Here is a 20909-nt window from a genome sequence, read left to right as displayed (position 1 = left end):
ATTTATGAAGGTTTGGATCAGTCCATCGCCTTGAAGTTCAGCGCCACACCATCCTTGATACCGGAGAACCAGCGTGAGGTGACCTTTTTGGTCTTGGTGTAGAACTTGAACGCGTCCGGCCCGTATTGGTCGAGATCGCCGAAGGCCGATTTTTTCCAGCCGCCGAAGGAATAATAGGACAGCGGCACCGGGATCGGGAAGTTGACGCCGACCATGCCGACATTCACACGCGCCACGAAGTCGCGCGCGGTGTCACCATCGGCGGTGTAGATCGCCGTGCCGTTGCCGTAATCGTTGTCGATGATGAGCTGAAGCGCCTCTTCATAGGTCTCCATGCGGACTTGGCTCAGGACCGGGCCAAAGATCTCTTCCTTGTAGATGTCCATCTCCGGGGTGACGTCATCGAACAGGGTCGGGCCGACGAAATAGCCGTTCTCATAGCCCTGAATGCTCATGCCACGTCCATCGGTCACAAGCGTCGCGCCCTGGTCCACGCCGGAGGTGATCAGGCTTTCGATGCGCGCTTTCGCCTGCGCGGTGATGACGGGGCCGTAATCGGTGTCGTCACCGGCGGTATAGGGCGCGACCTTGAGTTTCTCGATCTTGGGAACGAGTTTCTCGATCAGCTTGTCGGCGGTTTCCTTGCCGACCGGTACCGCCACGGAGACGGCCATGCAGCGTTCGCCAGCGGCGCCGAAACCCGCGCCGACCAGCGCGTCGGCGGCCTTGTCGAGATCGGCGTCCGGCATGATAATCATGTGGTTTTTCGCACCACCGAAACACTGCGCGCGCTTGCCGTTGGTGGCCGCACGGCCGTAGATATATTGCGCGATCGGGGTGGAGCCGACAAAACCCACGGCCTGAATCACCTCATTGTCGAGGATCGCGTCGACCGTTTCCTTGTCACCATGGACGACCTGCAACACGCCCGCGGGCACACCGGCTTCGGTGGCCAGCTCAGCGAGCATCAGAGAGGTCATCGGCGTGCGTTCGGAGGGTTTCAGGATCATGGCGTTGCCGGAGACCAGCGCCGGGCCCATTTTCCACAGCGGGATCATCGCCGGGAAGTTGAACGGCGTGATGCCCGCAACGACGCCAAGCGGCTGACGGATGGCGTAAAGGTCGATGCCGGGACCTGCGTCGCCGGTGAATTCGCCCTTGAGCATCGCAGGCGCGCCCATGCAGACCTCGATCACTTCAAGCCCACGCTGAATGTCGCCCTTCGCGTCCGGCAACGTCTTGCCATGCTCGCGGGACAGGCATTCGGCCAGCGCGTCCATGTTGTCCTCGATCAGGCGACCGAATTTCATCATTACGCGCGCACGGCGCTGCGGGTTGACCCTGGCCCATTCGACCTGCGCCACTGCGGCTTTCGCGACGGCATCGTCCAGCTCGGCGGGCGTTGCGAGCGGCACCTTGGCGATGGCTTCACCAGTGGCCGGGTTGCGCACTTCTGAGAAACGGCCGGAGGTGCCAGCGACGTATGCACCGTTGATGTAATGTTTGAGCTCTTGCATGGGGTCCTCCATCTGACTTGTCTTAAAGTTAGTCTTGCGGAAATGGGTTCAAAAGGGCGAAGATTTCAAAAATATTTTGCGTTTTTGCAAAATGAAGGGAGCCAAGATGAACTGGGATGATCTGCGGGTGTTTCTGGCTGTGGCGCGGACCGAAAGCCTCTCGGGGGCGGGACGGCAATTGAAGATCGACCCGGCGACGGTGGGGCGACGGATTTCCCGGCTGGAAGAGGGGCTTGGCGTCACGCTTTTCGCAAAATCGCCGCAGGGCTATGAGCTGACCCGCGACGGCGGGCGGCTGCTGGCTCATGCGGAGGCGGCGGAACAGGCCGTGACACTCGGTGCCGAAACTCTTTCGGAAGAGGGCGAGGCGGGTCTCAAGGGCGTGATCCGCATCGGTGCGCCGGATGGCTGCGCCAACTATGTTCTGCCCCGCGTGATTGCGCGAATCGCTCGGGAACACCCGGATCTGGAAATGCAGGTCATCGCCCAGCCCCGGCTTTTCAACCTGTCGAAGCGCGAGGTGGATCTTGTGGTGAGCGTGTCCGCGCCGACGTCGGGGCGGCTGTTGGTGCAGAAGATCACCGATTACCATCTGTCGCTCGCGGGCATGCGCCCCTACCTGCGTCGACATCCGGCAATCGGTGCTCTCGGGGACCTCGGGGCGCACAAGATGGTTGGCTATGTGCCCGATCTGATTTTCGACAAGGAACTCGACTATCTTGAGGAAATCGGCGTGAATCGGGTGGATTACACGTCGAATTCGGTTTCCGTGCAGCTCAACATGATCCGTGCCGAGCTGGGTCTCGGCATCGTGCACGATTTCTGTCTGCCCTATGTTCCACGTATGCGCAGAGTCCTGCCGGAGCTTGTGCGGCTCAAACGTGCCTTCTGGCTGGTGCGACATGCCGACGACCGCAAGGTCGAACGGCTGTCGCGGTTCTGCGAGATTTTCACCCGGCAGATGCGGGAGGTCGTCGAGAAACTCGAAGCCGAGGCTTGACAGATTGTCGCACCCCGGGAGAGGCTGAGGGAAGGGAGACAAGGGAGAGGGCTGCACCTGCGGCAGCCAATTGATAAAAAGGGAGGAACCATGCTCGTTGGACAAATTTTGAAAGCCAAGGCGATTGCGGAAACCGTGACCATTCGGCCGGACATGACGGTGGGGGAGGCGACGGAGCTTTTGTCGTCCCGCCGGATCGGGGCGGTGATCGTCGCCTCCGACCCGAAACGCCCCGAAGGCATCCTGTCGGAGCGTGACATCGTGCGCGAACTGGGCCGGACCGGGGCCGAGGTGCTGACCCATAAGGTGGCGGATTTCATGACGCGCAAGCTGGTGAGCTGCCGCGCGGACGATACCGCGCTGGCCGTGCTGGAGCGGATGAGCGCGGGGCGGTTCCGTCACATGCCGGTGATGGATGGCGAGGAGATGATCGGGCTCGTGTCGATCGGCGATGTGGTCCAGGCGCGGCTCGATCAGCTCGCCATGGAGAACACCGCGCTCGAAGGCATGATCATGGGGCATTGAGCCGATCCGTGCCGGGAGAAATGCCGGGCGACAAGGAAATTATCATGGGTGACGGGGCGTTCGCGCCCCAATCCTCTTGATTTCGCACCTGCAATATTGTTGCGTGCGCCAGAGGAAGAGGAGGAAGACCCCATGCGTATCGGCTTGTATCCCGGCACTTTCGACCCGGTGACCCATGGACATGGCGACATCATCCGACGGGCCTGTGCGCTTGTCGACCGGCTCGTCATCGGTGTGGCCATCAACCGCGACAAGGGGCCCTTGTTCACTCTCGACGAGCGTGTCGAGATGCTTCAGGACTACACGGCGGGGTTTTCAGCGGACACCGGATGCGAGATCGTGGTGCACCCGTTCGAGAACCTCCTGATCCAATGCGCCCGCGATGTGAACGCCTCGATCATCATTCGCGGGCTGCGCGCGGTCGCGGATTTCGAATATGAGTATCAGATGGTCGGCATGAACCGCGCGCTCGACAACAAGATCGAGACCGTGTTCCTGATGGCCGATGCACGGCATCAGGCGATCGCGTCGAAACTCGTCAAGGAAATCGCCCGTCTCGATGGCGAGATCTCCAAATTCGTGTCGCCCGAAGTGGAAGCGCGGCTACTGGCCAAGTTTGGTCGCTGAGCCCGCGTCTCGCTGAACAGAGCCAGACATGAAAAAAGCCCCTTCGCGGGGGCCTTCTCATGCGCGGGCGCGGGGAAGCGTCAGCCGTAGATCGCGTCATGCGCCAGTTGGCGGGCGCGGGCGGCGTCGATGTCCAGATCGGCCTTGACCTTGTCGGAGAGACCGTCAAGCTCGGCCAGAGTGCGGCGATAGGCGACCCGTTTGCGGGCGGCGGTGGCGAGGGAAGCAAGCGTTTTCATGATGCCGGTCCTTTCAGGGCGTAAGCGTTTCGATGGCCCTGATATGCACCCGTTTTAGCGCTAACACCAATGCCGGTTCGCCAAGCTCGATATGCGGCTTGTGCATGGGTTCTGCGCGAAACGCATTTCTATTTTGCAATATGTCTTGAAGTCGGCGGCGGAGGCCGAAGGCCGGTTCAGAATGCCGGAATGATCCCGATTGCGACAAACCCCTTGAGCACGGCGTCGACGGCGACGGCAGCGAGAACCATGCCCATGACGCGCGAGACAATGGCCGCGCCGGTTTCCCCGATGACACGCAGGATGGGCTGGGCAGCGATCAGGATCAGAAGGGTGATCAGCAGAACGACCACCATGATCGAGGCGGTCATCGCCTGATGCGCCATGGAAAACCGGTCGTTATCGGTCAGCATCACCACCGCCAGCATCGCGCCGGGGGAGGCGATGGAGGGCATGGCCAGGGGGAACACCGCCACACGCCGGGCCTGGGTCTGTTGATCCCTTTGCGGCTTCTCGACCTGCGCGGCTTCATGCGAGGGTTTGCCGTCGCCGAAGATCATCGTCAGCGCAAAGAGGAACAGCACCAGCCCGCCAGCGATCTGAAAGGACGGGAGGCCGAGGCCCAAAGCCTCAAGCACCACCTGTCCCAGAAGGATGAAGGCCAGCAGGATGAAAAACGCGATGATCACGGCACGGGCGGCGGCCATGCGTGCGAGATGCGGCGACAGGCCCGCTGTGCCCGCGATGAAGACGGGCAGGGTGCCGATCGGGTCGATGACGACCCAGAGGGTGATGAATTCGCTGAGGATGGTCGAGAGGCTGGGCATGGAACCTGTGACTACACGCTGGGAGGAGAGGCTTCGGGATCAGATAACATGCGCTTTGCCGGGAACAAGCCTCTTGAGGTGTGGGGGGGCAGAAAAACGCCCCGGAGGGGGCTCCGGGGCGTTCATCCCCCGTTCGCGCGGGATAAACGTTTTTCGCGATGCCTCATTCAGGTTTTGCGAAACGCTTTGATGGCGTTTCATGCGCGAGGCTCTTGCGTGCGGCGGGGCTTTCACCCCGCCGGATCGCTTCAGAGGAATTTCGCCATCGCGACGGCGGTGTCGCCCATACGGTTCGAGAACCCCCATTCGTTGTCGTACCAGGTCAGGATGCGGCACATGGTGCCTTCCATGACTTTGGTCTGATCGGTGTGGAAGATCGAGCTGTGCGGATCGTGGTTGAAATCCGAAGACACGAGCTTGCGGTCGGTGTAGCCGAGAATGCCTTTGAGCGGACCGTTTGCGGCGGCGCGGATTTTCTCGTTGATTTCTTCCACGGTGGTTTCGCGGGCTGCCTCGAAGGTCAGGTCGACGACCGAGACGTTCGGGGTCGGCACGCGGATCGCGACACCGTCGAGCTTGCCGGCCAGTTCCGGGAGCACGAGCCCCACGGCCTTGGCGGCCCCGGTCGAGGTCGGGATCATCGAAAGCGCGGCGGCGCGGGCGCGATACAGGTCCTTGTGCATCGTGTCGAGCGTCGGCTGGTCGCCGGTGTAGGAGTGGATCGTGGTCATGAAGCCTTTCACGATACCGATCTCGTCATTGAGCACCTTGGCGACCGGCGAGAGGCAGTTGGTGGTGCAGGAGGCGTTCGAGACGATGATGTCATCGGCGGTCAGCACGTCGTCGTTCACACCGAAGACTACGGTCTTGTCGGCACCTGCGGCGGGGGCGGAGACCAGAACGCGCTTGGAGCCGTTCTTCAGATGCAGGGCGGCCTTTTCCTTGGCAGTGAAAATGCCGGTGCATTCCAGCGCGATGTCGACATCGCCCCAAGGCAGCTCTTCCGGATTGCGGATGGCGGTCACCTTGATCAGGCCGCGACCGGCGTCGATCGTGTCTTCGGTGAATTTCACCTCGGACGGGAACCGGCCATGCACCGAGTCGAATTGCAGCAGGTGCGCGTTGGTTTCCACCGGACCCAGATCGTTGATCGCCACCACCTCGATATCGGTCCGACCCGATTCGACAATGGCGCGCAGCACATTGCGCCCGATCCGACCAAATCCGTTAATTGCGACTTTCACGGCCATAACAGCACCTCCTTGACGCTTTGGCTGATGGGACCCTGTCCCATCTCAAGTGATCCGCAAGGAGACCCGCCCCTTGCGCAAATATGTATAATGTGACCTCACCGGCCCCATGACAGCGATCAGCGCCAGAATGCGATCCAATGAATCAGCCGGAGCCATTCCCGGGCCAGAAACAAGGATCCTGCGCCCCCGGTCAGCCCGAAATCGAGGCCGAGCGCGATCAAAATCACGATGGCGAGGCCCAGGGCAATCTGATTGGTCATATTCTCGCGCTAACGTCTGTCTTGGGGGCACAATGCGACAGGGGTGTGAAGAAAAAAAGGGGGGTTATCAAAAAAAACAAAATTGAGCCCGTAAGATAGCTTACGGGGCTCATGTCTCTGCCGAAAAAAATGACAGGACGGGGGCTCCTCTTCCCCCGCCCCGAAGGGCGTCTGGTCTGGCCTCGAAAGGCTTCAGAGCCGGCCCATGGCAGTGGCCACATCGGCCATGCGTGCCGAGAAGCCCCATTCGTTGTCGTACCAGGCGAGAACGCGCACGGTGCGGCCGATCACCTTGGTCTGATCGGGGGCAAAGATCGAGGACTGCACCGTGTGGTTGAAGTCGATCGACACTTTCGGTTCCGGATCATACCCCAGAACGGCGCGCATATGGCCGTCGGCGGCTTCGCGCACGATCTCGTTGACGTCGGCGACGGTCACATCCTTGGAGGCCTGGAAGGTCAGGTCGACGGCGGAGACGTTCGGCGTCGGCACGCGGATCGCGGAGCCGTCGAGCTTGCCCGCCAGTTCTGGCAGCACTTCGGAGATCGCCTTGGCGGCACCGGTGGAGGTCGGGATCATCGCCATGGCGGCGGCGCGGGCGCGGTACAGATCCTTGTGACGACGGTCCAGCGTCGGCTGGTCGCCGGTGTAGCTGTGGATCGTGGTCATGATGCCGCTCTCGATGCCGATGGCGTCATTGAGCACTTTGGCAAGCGGGGCAAGGCAGTTCGTGGTGCAGGAGCCGTTCGAGATCATCCGCTCGTTTTCGCGCAGGTCGAGGTGGTTCACGCCGAACACCACGGTACGGTCGACGTTTTTCGCCGGGGCCGAGATCAGCACCTTGCGCGCACCGCGCTCGAGGTGGGTGTTGGCCTTGTGGCCGTCGTTGAACTTGCCGGTGCATTCGAGCACCACGTCCACACCTTCCCAGTCGAGCTCTTCCGGGTTGTAGGTCGACATCACCTGAATCGGGCCGTTGCCGAGGTCCATGGTGTTGCCTTCGACCGACACCGTGCCGCCGAACCGGCCATGGATGCTGTCGTATTTCAGCAGGTGTGCGTTGGTTTCGATCGGGCCGGTGGCGTTGATCTTGACCACCTCGATCTCGTTCAGCCCGGCCTCTGCGATATGCGCCAGCGTGCAGCGCCCGATGCGGCCAAATCCGTTGATCCCGAGTTTGATGGTCATATTGCGTCTCCGGCTGATGTTCTGTTGAGGAGGGGAGTCGCAGGTCGGTATACGGCGGTGTGCCGTTTTGGAAAAGCATTTAACGCCAACATGTTCGCGCAAACATCGCTAAAAGAGACGGTTTAGCGATAACAGGGTGAAACATCGCGACAGCACTTCGGGGGCCCGGGGGCCCCCGACCGAAAGCCCGTCGCATTTCAGGTTACATGCCGGGCAGTTTGCAATCGTTCGAATCGAGCGTTTGCACCGGATCGCCGGGCGCGCAGGTTTCGTGACTGACCGGATATTCCTGCGGGGTGGTCTCGCAGGCAGCAAGCACGCCCATGCTCAAAAGCAGGGCCACGGTCGGGGCCAGCCGGGTGCGCATTCTGGTGGTCTCTGAAGTCATCTTGGTCTCCTTCCCTGTTGGTTTGGCTGTCCGTCGAGGGCAGCTCCGCGCAGATTTCACGGCAGGGGGCGCTGTCTGGCAAGAGTAACGTGGGGGCAGGACATAAAACAAACGCCCGCGCAAGGGGCGCGGGCGTTTGTATCGCATCAGGGGCGTGGCACTCAGCCCAGCAGAGCCTTGACCTGAGCCACTATGTTCTCGGCGGTGATGCCGAATTTCTCGTAGAGTTCTTCGGCCGGGGCAGAAGCGCCGAAGCGGTCCATGCCGACGAAAGCCTGTTTCGCTTCGCGGCCACGCTCGCCCAGGAGCCAGCGGTCCCAGCCGCCCGCGCGCATCGCGGCTTCGACGCCGACGCGCACCGGACCGGCCGGAAGCACCTTGCGGCGATAGGCTTCGTCCTGCTCGGCGAAGAGCTCCATGCAGGGCATGGACACGACACGGGTGCCGATGCCGTTCTCCTGCAGGATCTTGCGGGCTTCCATGGCGATGGCCACTTCGGAGCCGGTGGCGATCAGGATCGCGTCGCGCTTGCCTTCGGCCTCGGCCAGCACATAGGCGCCTTTCGAGACGAGGTTGGCGGTTTTGTGTTCGGTCCGCAGCGTCGGGACGTTCTGCCGGGTCAGGACGAGGACGGAGGGGGTCTTCTGCGCGGTGAGTGCGATTTCCCAGGCTTCGGCGGTTTCGACCGTGTCACAGGGACGGATCGTCAGCGTGTTCGGCGTCGCGCGGCAGATCGCGAGATGTTCGACCGGCTGGTGCGTCGGCCCGTCTTCGCCCAGACCGATGGAGTCATGGGTCATGACATAGGTCACCGGAATGCGCATCAGAGCCGACAGACGCATCGCCGGGCGCGCGTAATCGGTGAAGCAGAAGAAGGTGCCGCCATAGGGGCGAATGCCACCGTGCAGCGCCATGCCGTTCATCGCGGCGGCCATGCCGTGTTCGCGGATGCCGTAATAGACGTAACGCCCCTTGCGGTTGGTCTCGTCAAACACGCCCATGTCGGCGGTGAGCGTGTTGTTCGAGCCGGTGAGGTCGGCGGAGCCGCCGATGGTCTCGGGCATGATCGGGTTGATCACTTCGAGCACCTTCTGCGAGGAGGCGCGGGTGGCGAGGCTCGGCGCGGTTTCGGAGACCTGCTTCTTGAACGCCTTGATCGTGGCGGAGAGCTTCTTCGGCGCATCCCCCGCGAAGACGCGGTTGAACTCGGCCTGACGGCGCTCGGACTGCTCCTCGAAACGGGCTTCCCATGCGACGCGCTCGTGGCGGCCTTTGGAACCGATTTCTTCCCACTGGGCTTTCACTTCGGGGGCAACCTCGTAAGCGCCCCAGTTGACGCCATAGGCAGCTTTCGCGGCGGCGAGCTGGTCGGCGTTGGTGAGTGCGCCGTGGCCTTTGGACGTGTCCTGCGCGGCGTGACCCAGAGCGATATGAGTCTTGCAGGCGATCATCGACGGTTTCTTGGATTTCTTCGCGGCCTCGATGGCGGCGTCGATCTGGTCCGGATCATGACCGTCGATCGCCTGCACATGCCAGCCCGCGGCCTTGAAGCGCGCCACCTGATCGGTGCGGTCGGCGATGTCCACGGTGCCGTCGATGGTGATGTTGTTGTTATCCCAGAAGACGATGAGCTTCGAGAGCTTCTGACGTCCGGCCAGCGCGATGGCTTCCTGGCTGACCCCTTCCATGAGACAGCCGTCACCGGCCATCACATAGGTGAAGTGGTTTTGCAGCCTGGAGCCGAAGCGCGCCCGCAGGCTTTCTTCGGCCATGGCGAAACCGACGGCGTTGGAAATGCCCTGACCGAGCGGGCCGGTGGTGGTCTCGACACCGTCCAGCAGGAAGTTCTCCGGGTGACCGGCGGTCTTCGCGCCCATCTGGCGGAAGTTCTTGATCTCTTCCAGCGGCATTTCCTTGTAGCCGGTGAGGTAGAGCAGGGAGTAGATCAGCATGGAGCCGTGGCCCGCCGACAGGATGAAGCGGTCGCGATCCGGCCAGAGCGGTGCGGAGGCATCGAATTTCAGATGCTTGCCGAACAGCACGGTGGCCACATCGGCCATGCCCATCGGCATGCCGGAGTGACCGGAGTTGGCACCGGCGACGGCATCGAGCGTCAGGGTGCGGATGGCGGCGGCACGCATCCAGTGATCGGGGTGCGCCTCGCGCAGGGTTGCGATATCCACGGGCGGATCTCCTTTAGGCTCCCAAACTGGGCCGGACCCCGTGGAATCCACGGAAATTCCGGCCTTTCGGGCCTCCTGATAACGATGTGACGGCAAAGTGCAAGCGGCGAGGCACGCCTGCGACGCTATTGTGCGCGCGCATTCGGGGGATGGTGGGCGCTTTCCGGCCCCGGATCAGGAGGCATGTTGGTAAATCCGGCCCTATGGGATAGTCTCGCGAATCAAAGGACAGAACATGAGGCCCGCGCGCTTCGCCCTTGAGGACAAAGGGAGTTTCGGCTTTCATGGAGGTTAGGGCAGGGGGGGGGCAGAGCAGGCTCGTGATGACAAAGCAGAATGTGAGTAGGTGGCAATGAGCGAGATTTCCGATTTCGAGGCCCGGATCACAGCGGCGCTTGAGCGGATCGGGCGTGCGGTGGCGGTGGCCGAAGAGCGCGCCGAGGCGGCACAGTCCCAGGCCGACGCCCTGGTCGGCGGAGGAGTCGCGAGCGAGGTGCTTGAGGCCGAGGTCGCCCGTCTGAACGATGCGCTGGCCGAAGAACAGAGCGCGAATGCCCAGCTCGAGGAGCGGGTGAAGGCCATTCACGACCGTCAGGAGAGCCATGTTGCGGCGCTCGAAGACGAGGTCGAGACGCTGCGGCGTCAGTTGATGGATCACGACCGGGAAATGCAGAAGTTGCGCCATGTGAATGCGCAACTGCGTGAGAACAACGCGGCGCTGCGGGCCGCCAATGCCGAAGGGCTGGGCGACGCGGGTCTGATCGACGAAGGCATGCGCGCGGAACTCGAGGCGCTCAAGGTGGCGCGTGAGGTGGATGTGACAGAGCTCGATGCGATCCTGACGGAGCTGCGCGCGGTGATGGCGCGAGCGACCGGTGCGCAGCCGAGCGAGGAGGTGTAAACGATGCCCGAAGTGAAAATCTCCATCGGTGGACGCGAATTCGATGTGGCCTGTCAGGTGGGTGAGGAACATTTCCTGAAATCCGCCGCCGAGCTTCTGGACAACGAGGCCTCGGTCTTGTCGAGCCAGATCGGGCGTTTGCCCTCCGAACGCATGCTGTTGATGGCGGGGCTTATGCTTGCGGACAAGACGGCCGGGATGGAAGAGCAGATGCGCGCGCTGGAGAGCAAGCTTGGCGCACAGGAGGCGCTGATCGAGGAGATGCGGGCGCGCCCTGCCCCGGAACCGCAGAAGATCGAGGTGCCGGTGGTGCCCGCCGATGTCACCGACACGCTGGCAGAGATGGCGGCGCGGGCGGAGGCGATGGCGGCGGCCTTCGAGGAACGTCTGGGCGTCACCGATACGCTGGATGAGGCGTGATGCTTCGGCCCGTCGCGCTTGGGCTGTCTGTCGTCATGGCAGACTTGGCGCCGGACGGGAGTTCGCTTTTCACACCTGATGTCGGCGACGCGCAGGAATGACGCTCTTTCGAAGGTCCGGACGGGCAGACACGGCTGATCTTCCAGAACGGAGATGAGGCTCGTTTGATTGCCGGGGATTGTTGGTTTTCGGTCTAATAAAACTCGGAGTAGACAGCAAAAAAGGCGCGGTCAGCCCGCGCCTTTCGTCATTTTCAAAGACCGGAGATCAGGCGTTCGCGGCGCGGATCTGGTCGGCTTTCTCGGTGTCGAACGCGACGCCCTTGTCCGCGAGCATCTGGTCAAGCTCGCCCGAGAGCGTCATCTCGATCACGATGTCGCAGCCGCCGACGAATTCGCCTTTGACGTAAAGCTGCGGGATCGTCGGCCAGTCGGAGAACTCCTTGATTCCCTGACGCACTTCCTCGTCGGAGAGCACGTCGACGTCGAGATAATCGACGCCCATGAAGTTCAGGATGCCCGCCACTTTCGACGAAAAACCGCAGCGCGGCATGAGTTTCGTGCCCTTCATGTAGAGAACGACATCGTTCTCATCGACGGTTTTCTGGATGGTGTCTTGCGCAGTCATGATCAATGTCCTTTGGGTGATCTTCACGGAGTCCGCGAAGGCCGTATTTGAAAAGCCGGGGCAGGCGGTTGAACACTATATAGAGCGTCTCCAGTGCCCCGGCCAGAAGTTCCACTTATTCCGGCGCGCGGGTGGTGAGCGCCAAGGCGTGCAGCTCGCCGCTTTCGAGCTGGGCTTTGAGGGTCGCGTTCACCGCGCGTTGTTGCTGGACGCGGTTCATGCCCTTGAAAGACGGGTCGATCACCTCGGCGGCGAAATGCTGGCCGTCGTCGCCCTGAACGATGATCTGGGCGTCGGGCAGACCTGCGCGGATCAGGTGTTCGATGTCAGAGGCGGTGATGGCCATGAAGGGCGCTCCTTAGCGTCGTGATTGGGTCGGAGTGGAATGTAAGCTCTGCACCGGGGCGCTGCAAGCGCTCAAACCGGAGAGGGGCTTTGTGTGGCTTTGCAGAGCGGTTTTTCCTGTCGGATTTGCGTCGGACTTCTGTCGGACTTTTGTCGGGCAGGCTTACGCGCCGGATCTTTGGGCAAGTGCGTCGAGAAAGGCGTCGAAATCGGCGGCCAATGTCTCGGTGTCGGCCCAGAGACGGGCGCATTTGCGTAGGAGCCGCAGGCGTTCGGCCGCCAGATCGTCGGGCAGGTCGAGGGCCGCGGCCTCGACCAGTTGCTTCATCCGCTCGTGCAGTGGTTTGAGCCGGTCGAAATCCCGGAGCATGGCGGGCAGCAGCGTCGGGTCGTCGCGCCAGCTTTCGCCGTTGAAGCGCATCTGCGTGACGCGCTGGCCCGCGCCCGCGCAATCGTAGAGCACACAGCCGCGGTTGCCGATGGTTTCGAGCTGGTCGTGACAGGAGCAGAGATGGCTGGAGAGATTGGGGCAGGGGGTGCCTGCCGGTTTGTCGAAGGAAAACAGATCGCCCTTGTCGAGTGTCAGTCCCACGCAACAGAGCGCGGCGCAGCGGGAACAGTCGGCGGTGAGGGTGGGCAGGTCGGTCATGTGTCTCTCATAAAGCAAAAGGCCCGCAGTGGGGCGGGCCTTTCTTTGAGGATTTGTCCAACAAAGGAAACTCAGCCGAAAATCTCGCCGAAGGTGCCGCGGTAGATCGCGGACAACTCGGCGAGCGGGGCCTCGGAAGCGCCGAATTTGACCGCGTCGCCGGTGAATTTGCCGACGGTCGCGATCGGCACACCGGCCTGAGCGGCGGCGGCCATCAGGGCCTCGGCCTGATCGAAGGAGCAGGCGATGAGGTAGCGGGCCTGGTCTTCGCCGAACAGCGTGGGGGTGTCCTCTGCGTCGAGCGTGACGCCGACACCTGCGGCTTCGGCCATCTCGAAGGCCGCAAGCGCAAGCCCGCCGTCGGAGAGGTCGGTCACGGCGCCGATCAGTTTGCCATTGGCGCGGATGAACTCACCGTTGCGCTTCTCGGCGGCGAGATCGACATGCGGCGCGTCGCCGTCTTCGCGGTTGAACACCTCGTACAGGAGGGCGGATTGACCGAGGAGGCCCTTGGTCTCGCCGATCAGCAGGGCGACATCGCCCTCGTTCGCCAGACCGGCGATCAGATCGTCTTCGGAGGCGATAAGCCCCACGGCGCCGATGGTCGGGGTCGGCAGGATGCCCTCGCCGTAGCTTTCGTTATAGAGCGAGACGTTGCCCGAAACGATCGGCATGTCGAGGAAGGCAACGGCCTGACCGATACCGTCGAGCGCGCCGACGAACTGGCCCATGATTTCGGGCTTTTCGGGGTTGCCGAAGTTCAGGTTGTCGGTGGTCGCCAAGGGCAGGGCGCCGACGGCGGAGAGGTTGCGATAGGCTTCGGCCACGGCTTGCTTGCCGCCTTCGACCGGGTTGGCGCGGACATAGCGCGGCGTCACGTCGGAGGTGAAGGCGAGCATTTTCGGCGTGCCATGGACGCGGATCACACCGGCACCGAGGCCGGGAGTCCGCACCGAGTCGGCCATGACCTGGGTGTCGTATTGCTCATAGACCCAAGCTTTGGAGGCGTAGTTCGGCGAGGAGATCAGGCCCTTGAGCCCGTCGATGCCGTCGATCTGGGGCACCTCAGCGACTTGTTCGGCCTCGGGCGTCGGCACCCACGGGCGGTCGTATTCCGGCGCGGAGGAGGCCAGAGTGGAGAGCGGCAGATCGGCCATGCATTTGCCGTTGTGCATGATCAGGAAGCGGTCTTCTTCGATGGTCTCGCCGACGATGGCGAAATCGAGGTCCCATTTCTCGAAGACGGCGCGGGCCTCGGCCTCTTTCTCGGGCTTCAGCACCATGAGCATGCGTTCCTGAGATTCGGAGAGCATCATCTCATAGGCGGTCATGTTGGGTTCGCGCTGCGGCACGTTTTCCAGATCGAGACGCACGCCAAGCCCGCCCTTGTCACCCATTTCCACGGCGGAACAGGTGAGACCGGCGGCCCCCATGTCCTGAATGGAGATCACGGCGCCGGTCTGCATCAGCTCCAGCGTGGCTTCCATCAGGCATTTCTCAGTAAACGGGTCGCCGACCTGAACGGTGGGGCGTTTCTCTTCGATGCTGTCATCGAATTCGGCGGAGGCCATGGTCGCGCCGCCGACGCCGTCACGACCGGTTTTCGCGCCAAGGTAGACGACGGGCATGCCGACGCCGGAGGCGGCCGAATAGAAGATCTTGTCGGCGTCTGCGAGGCCCGCTGCGAAAGCGTTCACAAGGCAGTTGCCGTTATAGGCGGCATGGAAGCGCACTTCGCCGCCCACAGTGGGCACGCCGAAACAGTTGCCGTAACCGCCGACACCTTCGACCACGCCGTGGACGAGCTGTTTGGTCTTCGGGTGATCCTTGACGCCGAAGGACAGCGCGTTCATCGCCGCAATCGGGCGCGCGCCCATGGTGAACACGTCACGCAGGATGCCGCCGACACCGGTCGCGGCACCTTGGTAGGGTTCGATATAGGAGGGGTGGTTGTGGCTTTCCATCTTGAAGACCACGGCCTGACCGTCGCCAATGTCCACAACGCCCGCGTTCTCGCCGGGGCCGCAAATGACCTGCGGGCCGGTGGTCGGCAGTTTGCGCAGGTGGAGTTTCGAGGATTTGTAGGAACAGTGCTCGTTCCACATGGCCGAGAAAATGCCCAGCTCGGTAAAGCTCGGCTCGCGGTTCAGAATGCGCAGGATCTCGGCGTATTCTTCCGGCTTGAGACCGTGGGCGGCGATGATCTCTTCGGTGATGGCGGGTTCGGTCATGAGTGTCCCCTCGAATGTCCCCGGGCTTGTCCCCCGTGGGCGGCAGCGTCATACCGCGCCCTCTTAGGACGTTTGGCGGTTTTGGGAAAGGGGCTAAAGCAATGGGGAGTACGGCCAAAGCGCATGGATTCCCGATGTTTCGTCGGATTTGGCCGGGATTGTCCGGGGTGAACCCGTCTTGCGACACAAAACCGGGATAAAAGCAAAAAAAAGGCCGAGCAAAGCTCGGCCTAAGTCCAACAGGGAGGTAAAACCGCAAAGAGTTGCCTCAATCAGCGGCTTCATTGCTGCATTTAAGGGCGGTTTGTGAATCGTTCAAGGGATTTTCTGCGCATGCATTGCAATGCCGCCATGCAGAAATTGCATATCCTTATGTCCATCGCGGACCTGTCGTCCTGCATTCCCGCATGCGAGACTATTTGCGAGACGCGTGCGATGGGGCGATCAGAGCAATTCGTCCTTGCGCATGACGCGGCGGTGGGCGTTGATTTCCTCGATGATGAAATCGCGGAACACCTCGATGCGTTTCGAGTGGCGCAGCTCTTCGGGATAGGCGAGAAACACCGGTACTTCGCCGCTTTCCACTTCGGGCAGGACCCGGACGAGATGCGGCGAGGTCTCCACGAGGTAATCGGGCAGAACGCCGACGCCGAGATGGTTCAGAACCCCCTGCAACACGCCGAAATAGTTGTTCACGAAAAGCTTCGAGCGGATGTTGTGATCGTTCAGTTCCTCGACCAGACGGGCGCCTGCGGCGACCTGATGGGCGTTTGGGTTCTGACAGATCAGCCGGTGCTTCGTCAGATCGTGCATGGTTTCGGGCATGCCATGCTCGGCCAGATATTCCGGCGTCGCGAACAGGCGCATGCGGATGTTCATCAGACGCTTGCGGATCAGATCGGCCTGCGATGGCTCTTTCATCCGGATCGCCACATCGGCCTCGCGCATCGGCAGATCGAGCACACGCTCCTCAAGCATCAGGTCGATGTTGAGCTCAGGGTATTTCTCATAAAGCTTGGAAAGGCGCGGCGCGAGCCAGAGCGTGCCGAAGCCGGTGGCGGAGGTGACGCGCAATTCGCCGTAGACCTCTTCTTCGCTGTCTCGAATGCGTGCGGCGGCGGCGTCGAGCCGTTTCGCCATGGCGCGGGTCGCCTCGAAGAGCAATTCACCCTGCTCGGTGAGAATCAGCCCGCGGGCATGGCGGTGGAACAGTGTCGTGGAGAGCGATTCCTCGAGCGCCCGGATCTGTCGCGAGACGGCGGACTGGCTCAGATGCAGCGCATCCCCCGCATGGGTGAGCGATCCGGCATCCGCCACCGCGTGAAAAATTCTCAGCTTGTCCCAATCCATACCCGTCACCTGCTCCTCCTCCTCTTTCGGACAGTTTACACGAAACCTAGCCCGAAAAGGAATTTTGGCCGCTTCATTCTTTGTTTTCGCACAGACCGCAAGGGGAATGCCTTGCGCGAACACAAATTGACGCAAGGATATGAAGCAATTGCAAAGATTTCGGGCAGAGATGGTTGATCGCGGGCAAAGTGCCGGGCTTAATGAAATTCGTTCGGGAGGGGCGCATGCAGATCGGGGAACCACATTCGGGGCCACAGGAGGGGCTGAGCACGCGGGCTTTGAATGCGCGCCAGGTGGCCCGTGACATTTCATATGCCAGCGCGGCGGCCACGCGCACCGGGCGGGTGCTGATCCGGGTGATGGAGAATGCCACGGGGCGGCTCAGCCTGATGAAACGCGCCCGTGGATACGACGCGGATGTGGCGGCGGGGGGCGATTTCTGGGCGGTGATGGCGGCCCGCTACGGGCTGACGCTCGAAGTGGCGCGCGGCGCGTTGGACAATATCCCGACCGAGGGGCCGCTTGTCGTGGTGGCCAATCATCCTTACGGCATTCTCGACGGGCTGATGCTGGGCCATATCCTGTCGCTGACGCGGGGCGACTTTCGCATTCTGGCGCATCGGGTGTTCCGCCGGGCCGAGGATCTCGACAAGGTGATCCTGCCGATTTCCTTCGACGAGACGAAAGAGGCGCTGGCGCTCAATCTGGAGACCCGCAAGGAGGCGCTGCGCTATCTTGGGGAGGGCGGCTGTATCGGGGTGTTTCCGGGCGGCACGGTGTCGACTGCCGCGACACCTTTGGGGCCGCCGCTGGATCCGGTCTGGCGGGCGTTTACCGCGAAAATGGTGGCGAAATCCGGGGCAACCGTGGTGCCGATTTGTTTCGACGGGGCCAATTCGCGGCTGTTTCAACTTGCGAGCCATGTCCATGCGACGCTGCGCATGGGGCTCTTGATCCGGGAATTCCGTCGCAGCCTCGGCGCGCCGGTGCGGGTGGCGATCGGCGATCCGATCGGTCCGGAGCGGCTGGCCGAATTCCGCGGCGACAGCAAAAAGCTTATGGATTTTCTGCGCGCCGAGACCTATTCACTATCGTCAAAGCCTTTGGCGCAGGCCGGGCTGGGCTTTGAATTCGAAGCGAAACATGGCGCGCGGCTCCGCACTCAGGACCGTAGAGGCCTTAAGGATCGGTATTGAGATGGCAGTCGGTATTTTTGACAGTGGTTTGGGCGGGTTGACGGTGCTCGATGCGGTGTCGAAGCGGCTTCCCGATGTGCCCTTTGTCTATTTCGGCGACAATGCGCATGCGCCTTACGGGGTGCGCACCGCCGATGACATTTACAACCTGACGACGACGGCGGTGGAACGTCTCTGGGAGGCGGGCTGCGATCTCGTGATCCTCGCCTGCAACACGGCCTCGGCGGCGGCGCTCCGGCGGATGCAGGAAAGCTGGATTCCCCGCGACAAGCGGGTGTTGGGCGTTTTCGTGCCGCTGATCGAGGCTTTGACCGAACGGCAATGGGGCGACAACTCGCCGCCGCGCGAGGTCGAGGTGAAACACGTGGCGCTGTTTGCAACGCCCGCCACCGTGGCATCCCGCGCGTTTCAGCGTGAGCTGGCGTTCCGGGCCATTGGCGTCGATGTCGAGGCGCAGGCCTGTGGTGGTGTCGTCGATGCCATCGAGGAGGGCGACATGATCCTGGCGGATGCTCTGGTGCGCTCGCATGTCGATGCGCTCAAACGCAAGATGCCGACGCCGGACGCGGCCATTCTGGGCTGTACCCATTATCCGATCATGCAGGAGGCCTTTCAGGAGGCTTTGGGCGCGGATGTGAAGGTGTTCAGCCAGGCCAACCTGGTGGCCTCGTCGCTCGCCGATTACCTGACGCGCCATCCGCAGATGGTCGGGCCGGGCACCGAGTCGATGTTCCTGACCACGGGCGATCCGGTTAAGGTCGCCCGCGGCGCGACGCAATTCCTGCGACGAAAAGTCGAGTTCACCAAGGCGTGACGGGTTTGGGAGAGGGGCTTTGCCCTGCGCCCACCCGTCGCAATTGCGATAAATTCAGAATCCTTCTAAGTTGAGGGCTCCTGTCGGCTGGTGAGGGCATGACAGGGCCGATGTGAGAGACGACCGACATGACCTATAAAATCGCCATTCTTGGAGCTTCCGGCTATACGGGCGCCGAACTTGTCCGCCTGATCGCGACCCATCCGATGATGGAGATCGTGGCGCTGTCTGGCGACCGCAAGGCGGGGATGGAAATGGCTGAGGTCTATCCGCACCTGCGTCACATGGATCTTCCGGCGCTGTGCAAGATCGAGGACATTGATTTCGCCACGGTCGATCTGGCCTTCTGCGCGCTGCCGCATGCGACCTCGCAAGCGGTGATCAAGGAGCTGCCGCCGACCACCAAAGTGGTCGATCTGTCGGCGGATTTCCGGCTGCGCGACCCGGGCGAATACGAAAAATGGTATGGCAAGCCGCACTCCGCCGTAGAGATCCAGAAAGAGGCCGTTTATGGCCTCACGGAATTCTACCGCGACGAGATCAAATCCGCGCGTCTGGTGGCCGGGACCGGGTGTAATGCCGCGACGGGCCAGTTTATCCTGCGCCCGCTGATTGCGGCGGGGGTGATTGATCTGGACCAGATCATTCTCGATCTCAAGGTGGCGGTGTCGGGTGCCGGGCGTTCGCTCAAGGAACACCTGCTTTACGGCGAGTTGGAAGACAACGCCTTCGGCTATTCCATCGGCGGCAAGCACCGGCATCTGGGCGAGTTCGATCAGGAGTTTTCCAAGATCGCGGGCCGCGATGTGCGCATCCAGTTCACACCGAACCTGATCCCCGCGACGCGCGGCATTCTCGCTACAGCTTACGTGCAGGGCGAGGCCTCCGCCGTGCATTACGCGCTGGCCGATGCCTATATGAACGAGCCTTTCATCCATGTGCTGCCCTTTGGCCAGGCCCCCGCGATGAAACATGTGCGCGGCTCGAATTTCTGCCATATCGGCGTGGTGGAGGACCGCATTCCGGGCCGCACCATCGTCATCGGCACCATCGACAACCTGACCAAAGGCTCGTCCGGTCAGGCGATCCAGAACGCCAACCTGATGCTGGGGCTCGATGAGACCATGGGTCTCATGAATGTGCCCATGTATCCGTAACCTGTATCCGTAAGGGAGCTGAGGAGGAGATCCCATGGCCGGTTTGAAAAACCTTAAAAAGACGCGCCGCATTCAGGTCTTTGCCGTCGCCGCCGTGGCGCTGGCGCTGTCCACCGGCATGATCGGCTATGCGATGCGCGACGGGATCAACCTCTACCGCGACCCGTCGAAGGTGAAGGCCGAGCCGCCGCGCGAGGGCGAGATTTTCCGCTTGGGCGGGCTTGTCGAAGACGGCACTCTGGTGCGGGGCGAAGGCACCCATGTGACCTTCTCCGTGACCGACGGGGCGGAGACCATTCCGGTGACCTTCGAGGGCGTGTTGCCGGATCTCTTCGGCGAAAATCAGGGCATGATCGGCACCGGGTCGATGGTCGGCGGCACCTTTGTGGCGACCGAGATTCTGGCGAAACACGACGAGACCTATATGCCGAAAGAGGTGATGGACTCGCTGAAAGAGACCGGGGTTTATAAAGAGCCGGAGAGCTGAGCCTCTGTTCTGCTGCTGCAAGCGCAGCAAGTGTTTTTCTTGAAATCTTAAGAAATCTCCCCTTCAATTCCCGCTATTCCGGGGGGAATGAAGCATGTTTGAATTTCTTTTTGCCGTGGCCATCGTCATTGGCGGTCTTTTCATTCGCAATGCCAGGAAAGAGGCGAGGCGTGCCGTGCGTCGCGCGTTTAAACCGGCAGAGCCTAAGCCGCTCTATCGGCCAACACCGAAGCCTGCACCCTTCAATGAAAAAACGGCCAGAGAGGCTTTGGAAAAGCCCGTCTTGCGGGGCACCGCTTATGTCGTCGATGGCGATACGCTGACCATCGCCAAGACCCAAATCCGTCTCTTTGGTGTCGATGCGCCGGAGCTTAACCATCCTTATGGCAAAAAAGCGAAATGGGCCTTGGTTAAGCTTTGCAAAGGTCAGTCCATACGCGCCGAGGTGACGGATGTGGACACTCATGGCCGCACGGTTGCGCGGTGTTACTTGCCCGATGGGCGGGACTTGTCGGCTGAGATGGTCAAGCAGGGCCTCGCAATCGACTGGGCGAAATTCTCAGGGGGAGCATACAGATCCATGGAGCTGCCGGATGTTCGTCAGAAGCTCTGGCTTGCGGACGCACGTCAAAAGGGGCGGATGCAGGTTTGGGAGACGTTCGAAGCCAAACAGAATGCGCGCAAAGAGCGCGAGTGAGAACTGCAATCTCTTCACGATGCGCGGC

The 20909-nt window shown here is 61.9% G+C and carries 23 protein-coding genes; 10 read left to right on the top strand and 13 right to left on the bottom strand.

Features of this window, described 5'->3' with window-relative positions:
• Positions 1–17: 17 nt before the first annotated feature.
• Positions 18–1517 carry a CoA-acylating methylmalonate-semialdehyde dehydrogenase gene (locus CEW89_RS07085; protein WP_066703882.1) on the bottom strand — a complete coding sequence of 500 codons (1500 nt, stop codon included), beginning with the start codon at positions 1515–1517 and terminating at the stop codon, positions 18–20.
• A 106-nt stretch (positions 1518–1623) separates the two neighbouring features.
• On the opposite strand from CEW89_RS07085, the gene CEW89_RS07080 reads away from it, so the two are divergent.
• The 3 genes from CEW89_RS07080 to coaD all read left to right on the top strand — a co-directional run bounded on the left by CEW89_RS07080 (position 1624) and on the right by coaD (position 3669).
• Positions 1624–2517, top strand: a complete 894-nt coding sequence (locus CEW89_RS07080; protein WP_066704468.1) for a LysR family transcriptional regulator — start codon at positions 1624–1626, stop codon at positions 2515–2517.
• 90 nt (positions 2518–2607) lie between these two features.
• Positions 2608–3042 carry a CBS domain-containing protein gene (locus CEW89_RS07075; protein WP_066703878.1) on the top strand — a complete coding sequence of 145 codons (435 nt, stop codon included), beginning with the start codon at positions 2608–2610 and terminating at the stop codon, positions 3040–3042.
• Positions 3043–3174: 132 nt separating this feature from the next.
• The gene (coaD, locus tag CEW89_RS07070; RefSeq protein WP_066703875.1) at positions 3175–3669 is read left to right on the top strand and encodes a pantetheine-phosphate adenylyltransferase; all 495 of its coding nucleotides are present in this window, start codon (positions 3175–3177) and stop codon (positions 3667–3669) included.
• A gap of 80 nt (positions 3670–3749) precedes the next feature.
• Here the strand turns inward: coaD and CEW89_RS20735 are convergent, their stop codons facing one another.
• From CEW89_RS20735 to tkt, 7 genes are all read right to left on the bottom strand, one after another.
• The gene (locus CEW89_RS20735) at positions 3750–3908 is read right to left on the bottom strand and encodes a hypothetical protein (protein WP_155846076.1); all 159 of its coding nucleotides are present in this window, start codon (positions 3906–3908) and stop codon (positions 3750–3752) included.
• A gap of 176 nt (positions 3909–4084) precedes the next feature.
• Positions 4085–4735 carry a MarC family protein gene (locus tag CEW89_RS07065; protein ID WP_066703872.1) on the bottom strand — a complete coding sequence of 217 codons (651 nt, stop codon included), beginning with the start codon at positions 4733–4735 and terminating at the stop codon, positions 4085–4087.
• Between the two features lie 248 nt (positions 4736–4983).
• Positions 4984–5985, bottom strand: a complete 1002-nt coding sequence (gene gap / locus CEW89_RS07060) for a type I glyceraldehyde-3-phosphate dehydrogenase (RefSeq protein ID WP_096805419.1) — start codon at positions 5983–5985, stop codon at positions 4984–4986.
• A 119-nt stretch (positions 5986–6104) separates the two neighbouring features.
• Positions 6105–6248: a hypothetical protein gene (locus CEW89_RS21005; RefSeq protein WP_096805418.1), complete on the bottom strand. Its 144-nt coding sequence runs from the start codon at positions 6246–6248 to the stop codon at positions 6105–6107.
• Between the two features lie 192 nt (positions 6249–6440).
• Positions 6441–7436, bottom strand: a complete 996-nt coding sequence (gene gap, locus CEW89_RS07050; protein ID WP_096805417.1) for a type I glyceraldehyde-3-phosphate dehydrogenase — start codon at positions 7434–7436, stop codon at positions 6441–6443.
• 202 nt (positions 7437–7638) lie between these two features.
• A complete protein-coding gene (locus tag CEW89_RS20730) occupies positions 7639–7824 on the bottom strand; it encodes a hypothetical protein (RefSeq protein WP_157779778.1) in 186 nt (61 codons plus the stop codon).
• Between the two features lie 161 nt (positions 7825–7985).
• Complete coding sequence (gene tkt, locus CEW89_RS07045) at positions 7986–10007, bottom strand: transketolase (RefSeq protein WP_096805416.1); 2022 nt, start codon at positions 10005–10007, stop codon at positions 7986–7988.
• A gap of 352 nt (positions 10008–10359) precedes the next feature.
• Between tkt and CEW89_RS07040 the strand changes: the two genes are divergently transcribed.
• Positions 10360–10908 (top strand): hypothetical protein, encoded by a 549-nt coding sequence (locus CEW89_RS07040; protein WP_096805415.1) that lies wholly within the window; start codon positions 10360–10362, stop codon positions 10906–10908.
• A gap of 3 nt (positions 10909–10911) precedes the next feature.
• A complete protein-coding gene (locus CEW89_RS07035) occupies positions 10912–11328 on the top strand; it encodes a cell division protein ZapA (RefSeq protein WP_066703855.1) in 417 nt (138 codons plus the stop codon).
• Between the two features lie 267 nt (positions 11329–11595).
• On the opposite strand, the gene grxD is transcribed toward CEW89_RS07035, so the two are convergent.
• The 5 genes from grxD to CEW89_RS07010 all read right to left on the bottom strand — a co-directional run bounded on the left by grxD (position 11596) and on the right by CEW89_RS07010 (position 16530).
• Entirely contained in the window at positions 11596–11955 is a 360-nt protein-coding gene (gene grxD / locus CEW89_RS07030; RefSeq protein ID WP_066703852.1) for a Grx4 family monothiol glutaredoxin, read from the bottom strand.
• Positions 11956–12070: 115 nt separating this feature from the next.
• A complete protein-coding gene (locus CEW89_RS07025) occupies positions 12071–12301 on the bottom strand; it encodes a BolA family protein (protein ID WP_066703849.1) in 231 nt (76 codons plus the stop codon).
• Positions 12302–12463: 162 nt separating this feature from the next.
• Positions 12464–12949: a hypothetical protein gene (locus CEW89_RS07020; RefSeq protein ID WP_096805414.1), complete on the bottom strand. Its 486-nt coding sequence runs from the start codon at positions 12947–12949 to the stop codon at positions 12464–12466.
• A gap of 71 nt (positions 12950–13020) precedes the next feature.
• Positions 13021–15180: a phosphoribosylformylglycinamidine synthase subunit PurL gene (gene purL, locus CEW89_RS07015; RefSeq protein WP_096805413.1), complete on the bottom strand. Its 2160-nt coding sequence runs from the start codon at positions 15178–15180 to the stop codon at positions 13021–13023.
• 444 nt (positions 15181–15624) lie between these two features.
• Complete coding sequence (locus tag CEW89_RS07010) at positions 15625–16530, bottom strand: LysR family transcriptional regulator (protein WP_096805412.1); 906 nt, start codon at positions 16528–16530, stop codon at positions 15625–15627.
• Between the two features lie 224 nt (positions 16531–16754).
• Between CEW89_RS07010 and CEW89_RS07005 the strand changes: the two genes are divergently transcribed.
• The 5 genes from CEW89_RS07005 to CEW89_RS06985 all read left to right on the top strand — a co-directional run bounded on the left by CEW89_RS07005 (position 16755) and on the right by CEW89_RS06985 (position 20881).
• Entirely contained in the window at positions 16755–17726 is a 972-nt protein-coding gene (locus tag CEW89_RS07005; RefSeq protein ID WP_081423796.1) for a lysophospholipid acyltransferase family protein, read from the top strand.
• A 1-nt stretch (position 17727) separates the two neighbouring features.
• On the top strand, positions 17728–18540 hold the full coding sequence (gene murI / locus CEW89_RS07000) for a glutamate racemase (RefSeq protein WP_066703838.1): 813 nt from the start codon (positions 17728–17730) through the stop codon (positions 18538–18540).
• Positions 18541–18668: 128 nt separating this feature from the next.
• The gene (gene argC, locus CEW89_RS06995; protein ID WP_066703836.1) at positions 18669–19697 is read left to right on the top strand and encodes an N-acetyl-gamma-glutamyl-phosphate reductase; all 1029 of its coding nucleotides are present in this window, start codon (positions 18669–18671) and stop codon (positions 19695–19697) included.
• A gap of 43 nt (positions 19698–19740) precedes the next feature.
• Positions 19741–20184 carry a cytochrome c maturation protein CcmE gene (gene ccmE / locus CEW89_RS06990; RefSeq protein ID WP_198403539.1) on the top strand — a complete coding sequence of 148 codons (444 nt, stop codon included), beginning with the start codon at positions 19741–19743 and terminating at the stop codon, positions 20182–20184.
• 115 nt (positions 20185–20299) lie between these two features.
• Positions 20300–20881, top strand: coding sequence for a thermonuclease family protein (locus CEW89_RS06985; RefSeq protein ID WP_244906171.1), 582 nt, complete (start codon positions 20300–20302; stop codon positions 20879–20881).
• Positions 20882–20909: the final 28 nt, after the last annotated feature.

Origin of the sequence: Celeribacter ethanolicus, from assembly GCF_002407265.1 — a bacterium.
Taxonomy (GTDB): Bacteria; Pseudomonadota; Alphaproteobacteria; order Rhodobacterales; family Rhodobacteraceae; genus Celeribacter; species Celeribacter ethanolicus.
The sequence above is the reverse complement of the archived record's forward strand: the minus strand, read 5'-3'. Positions and strand labels throughout refer to the sequence as shown.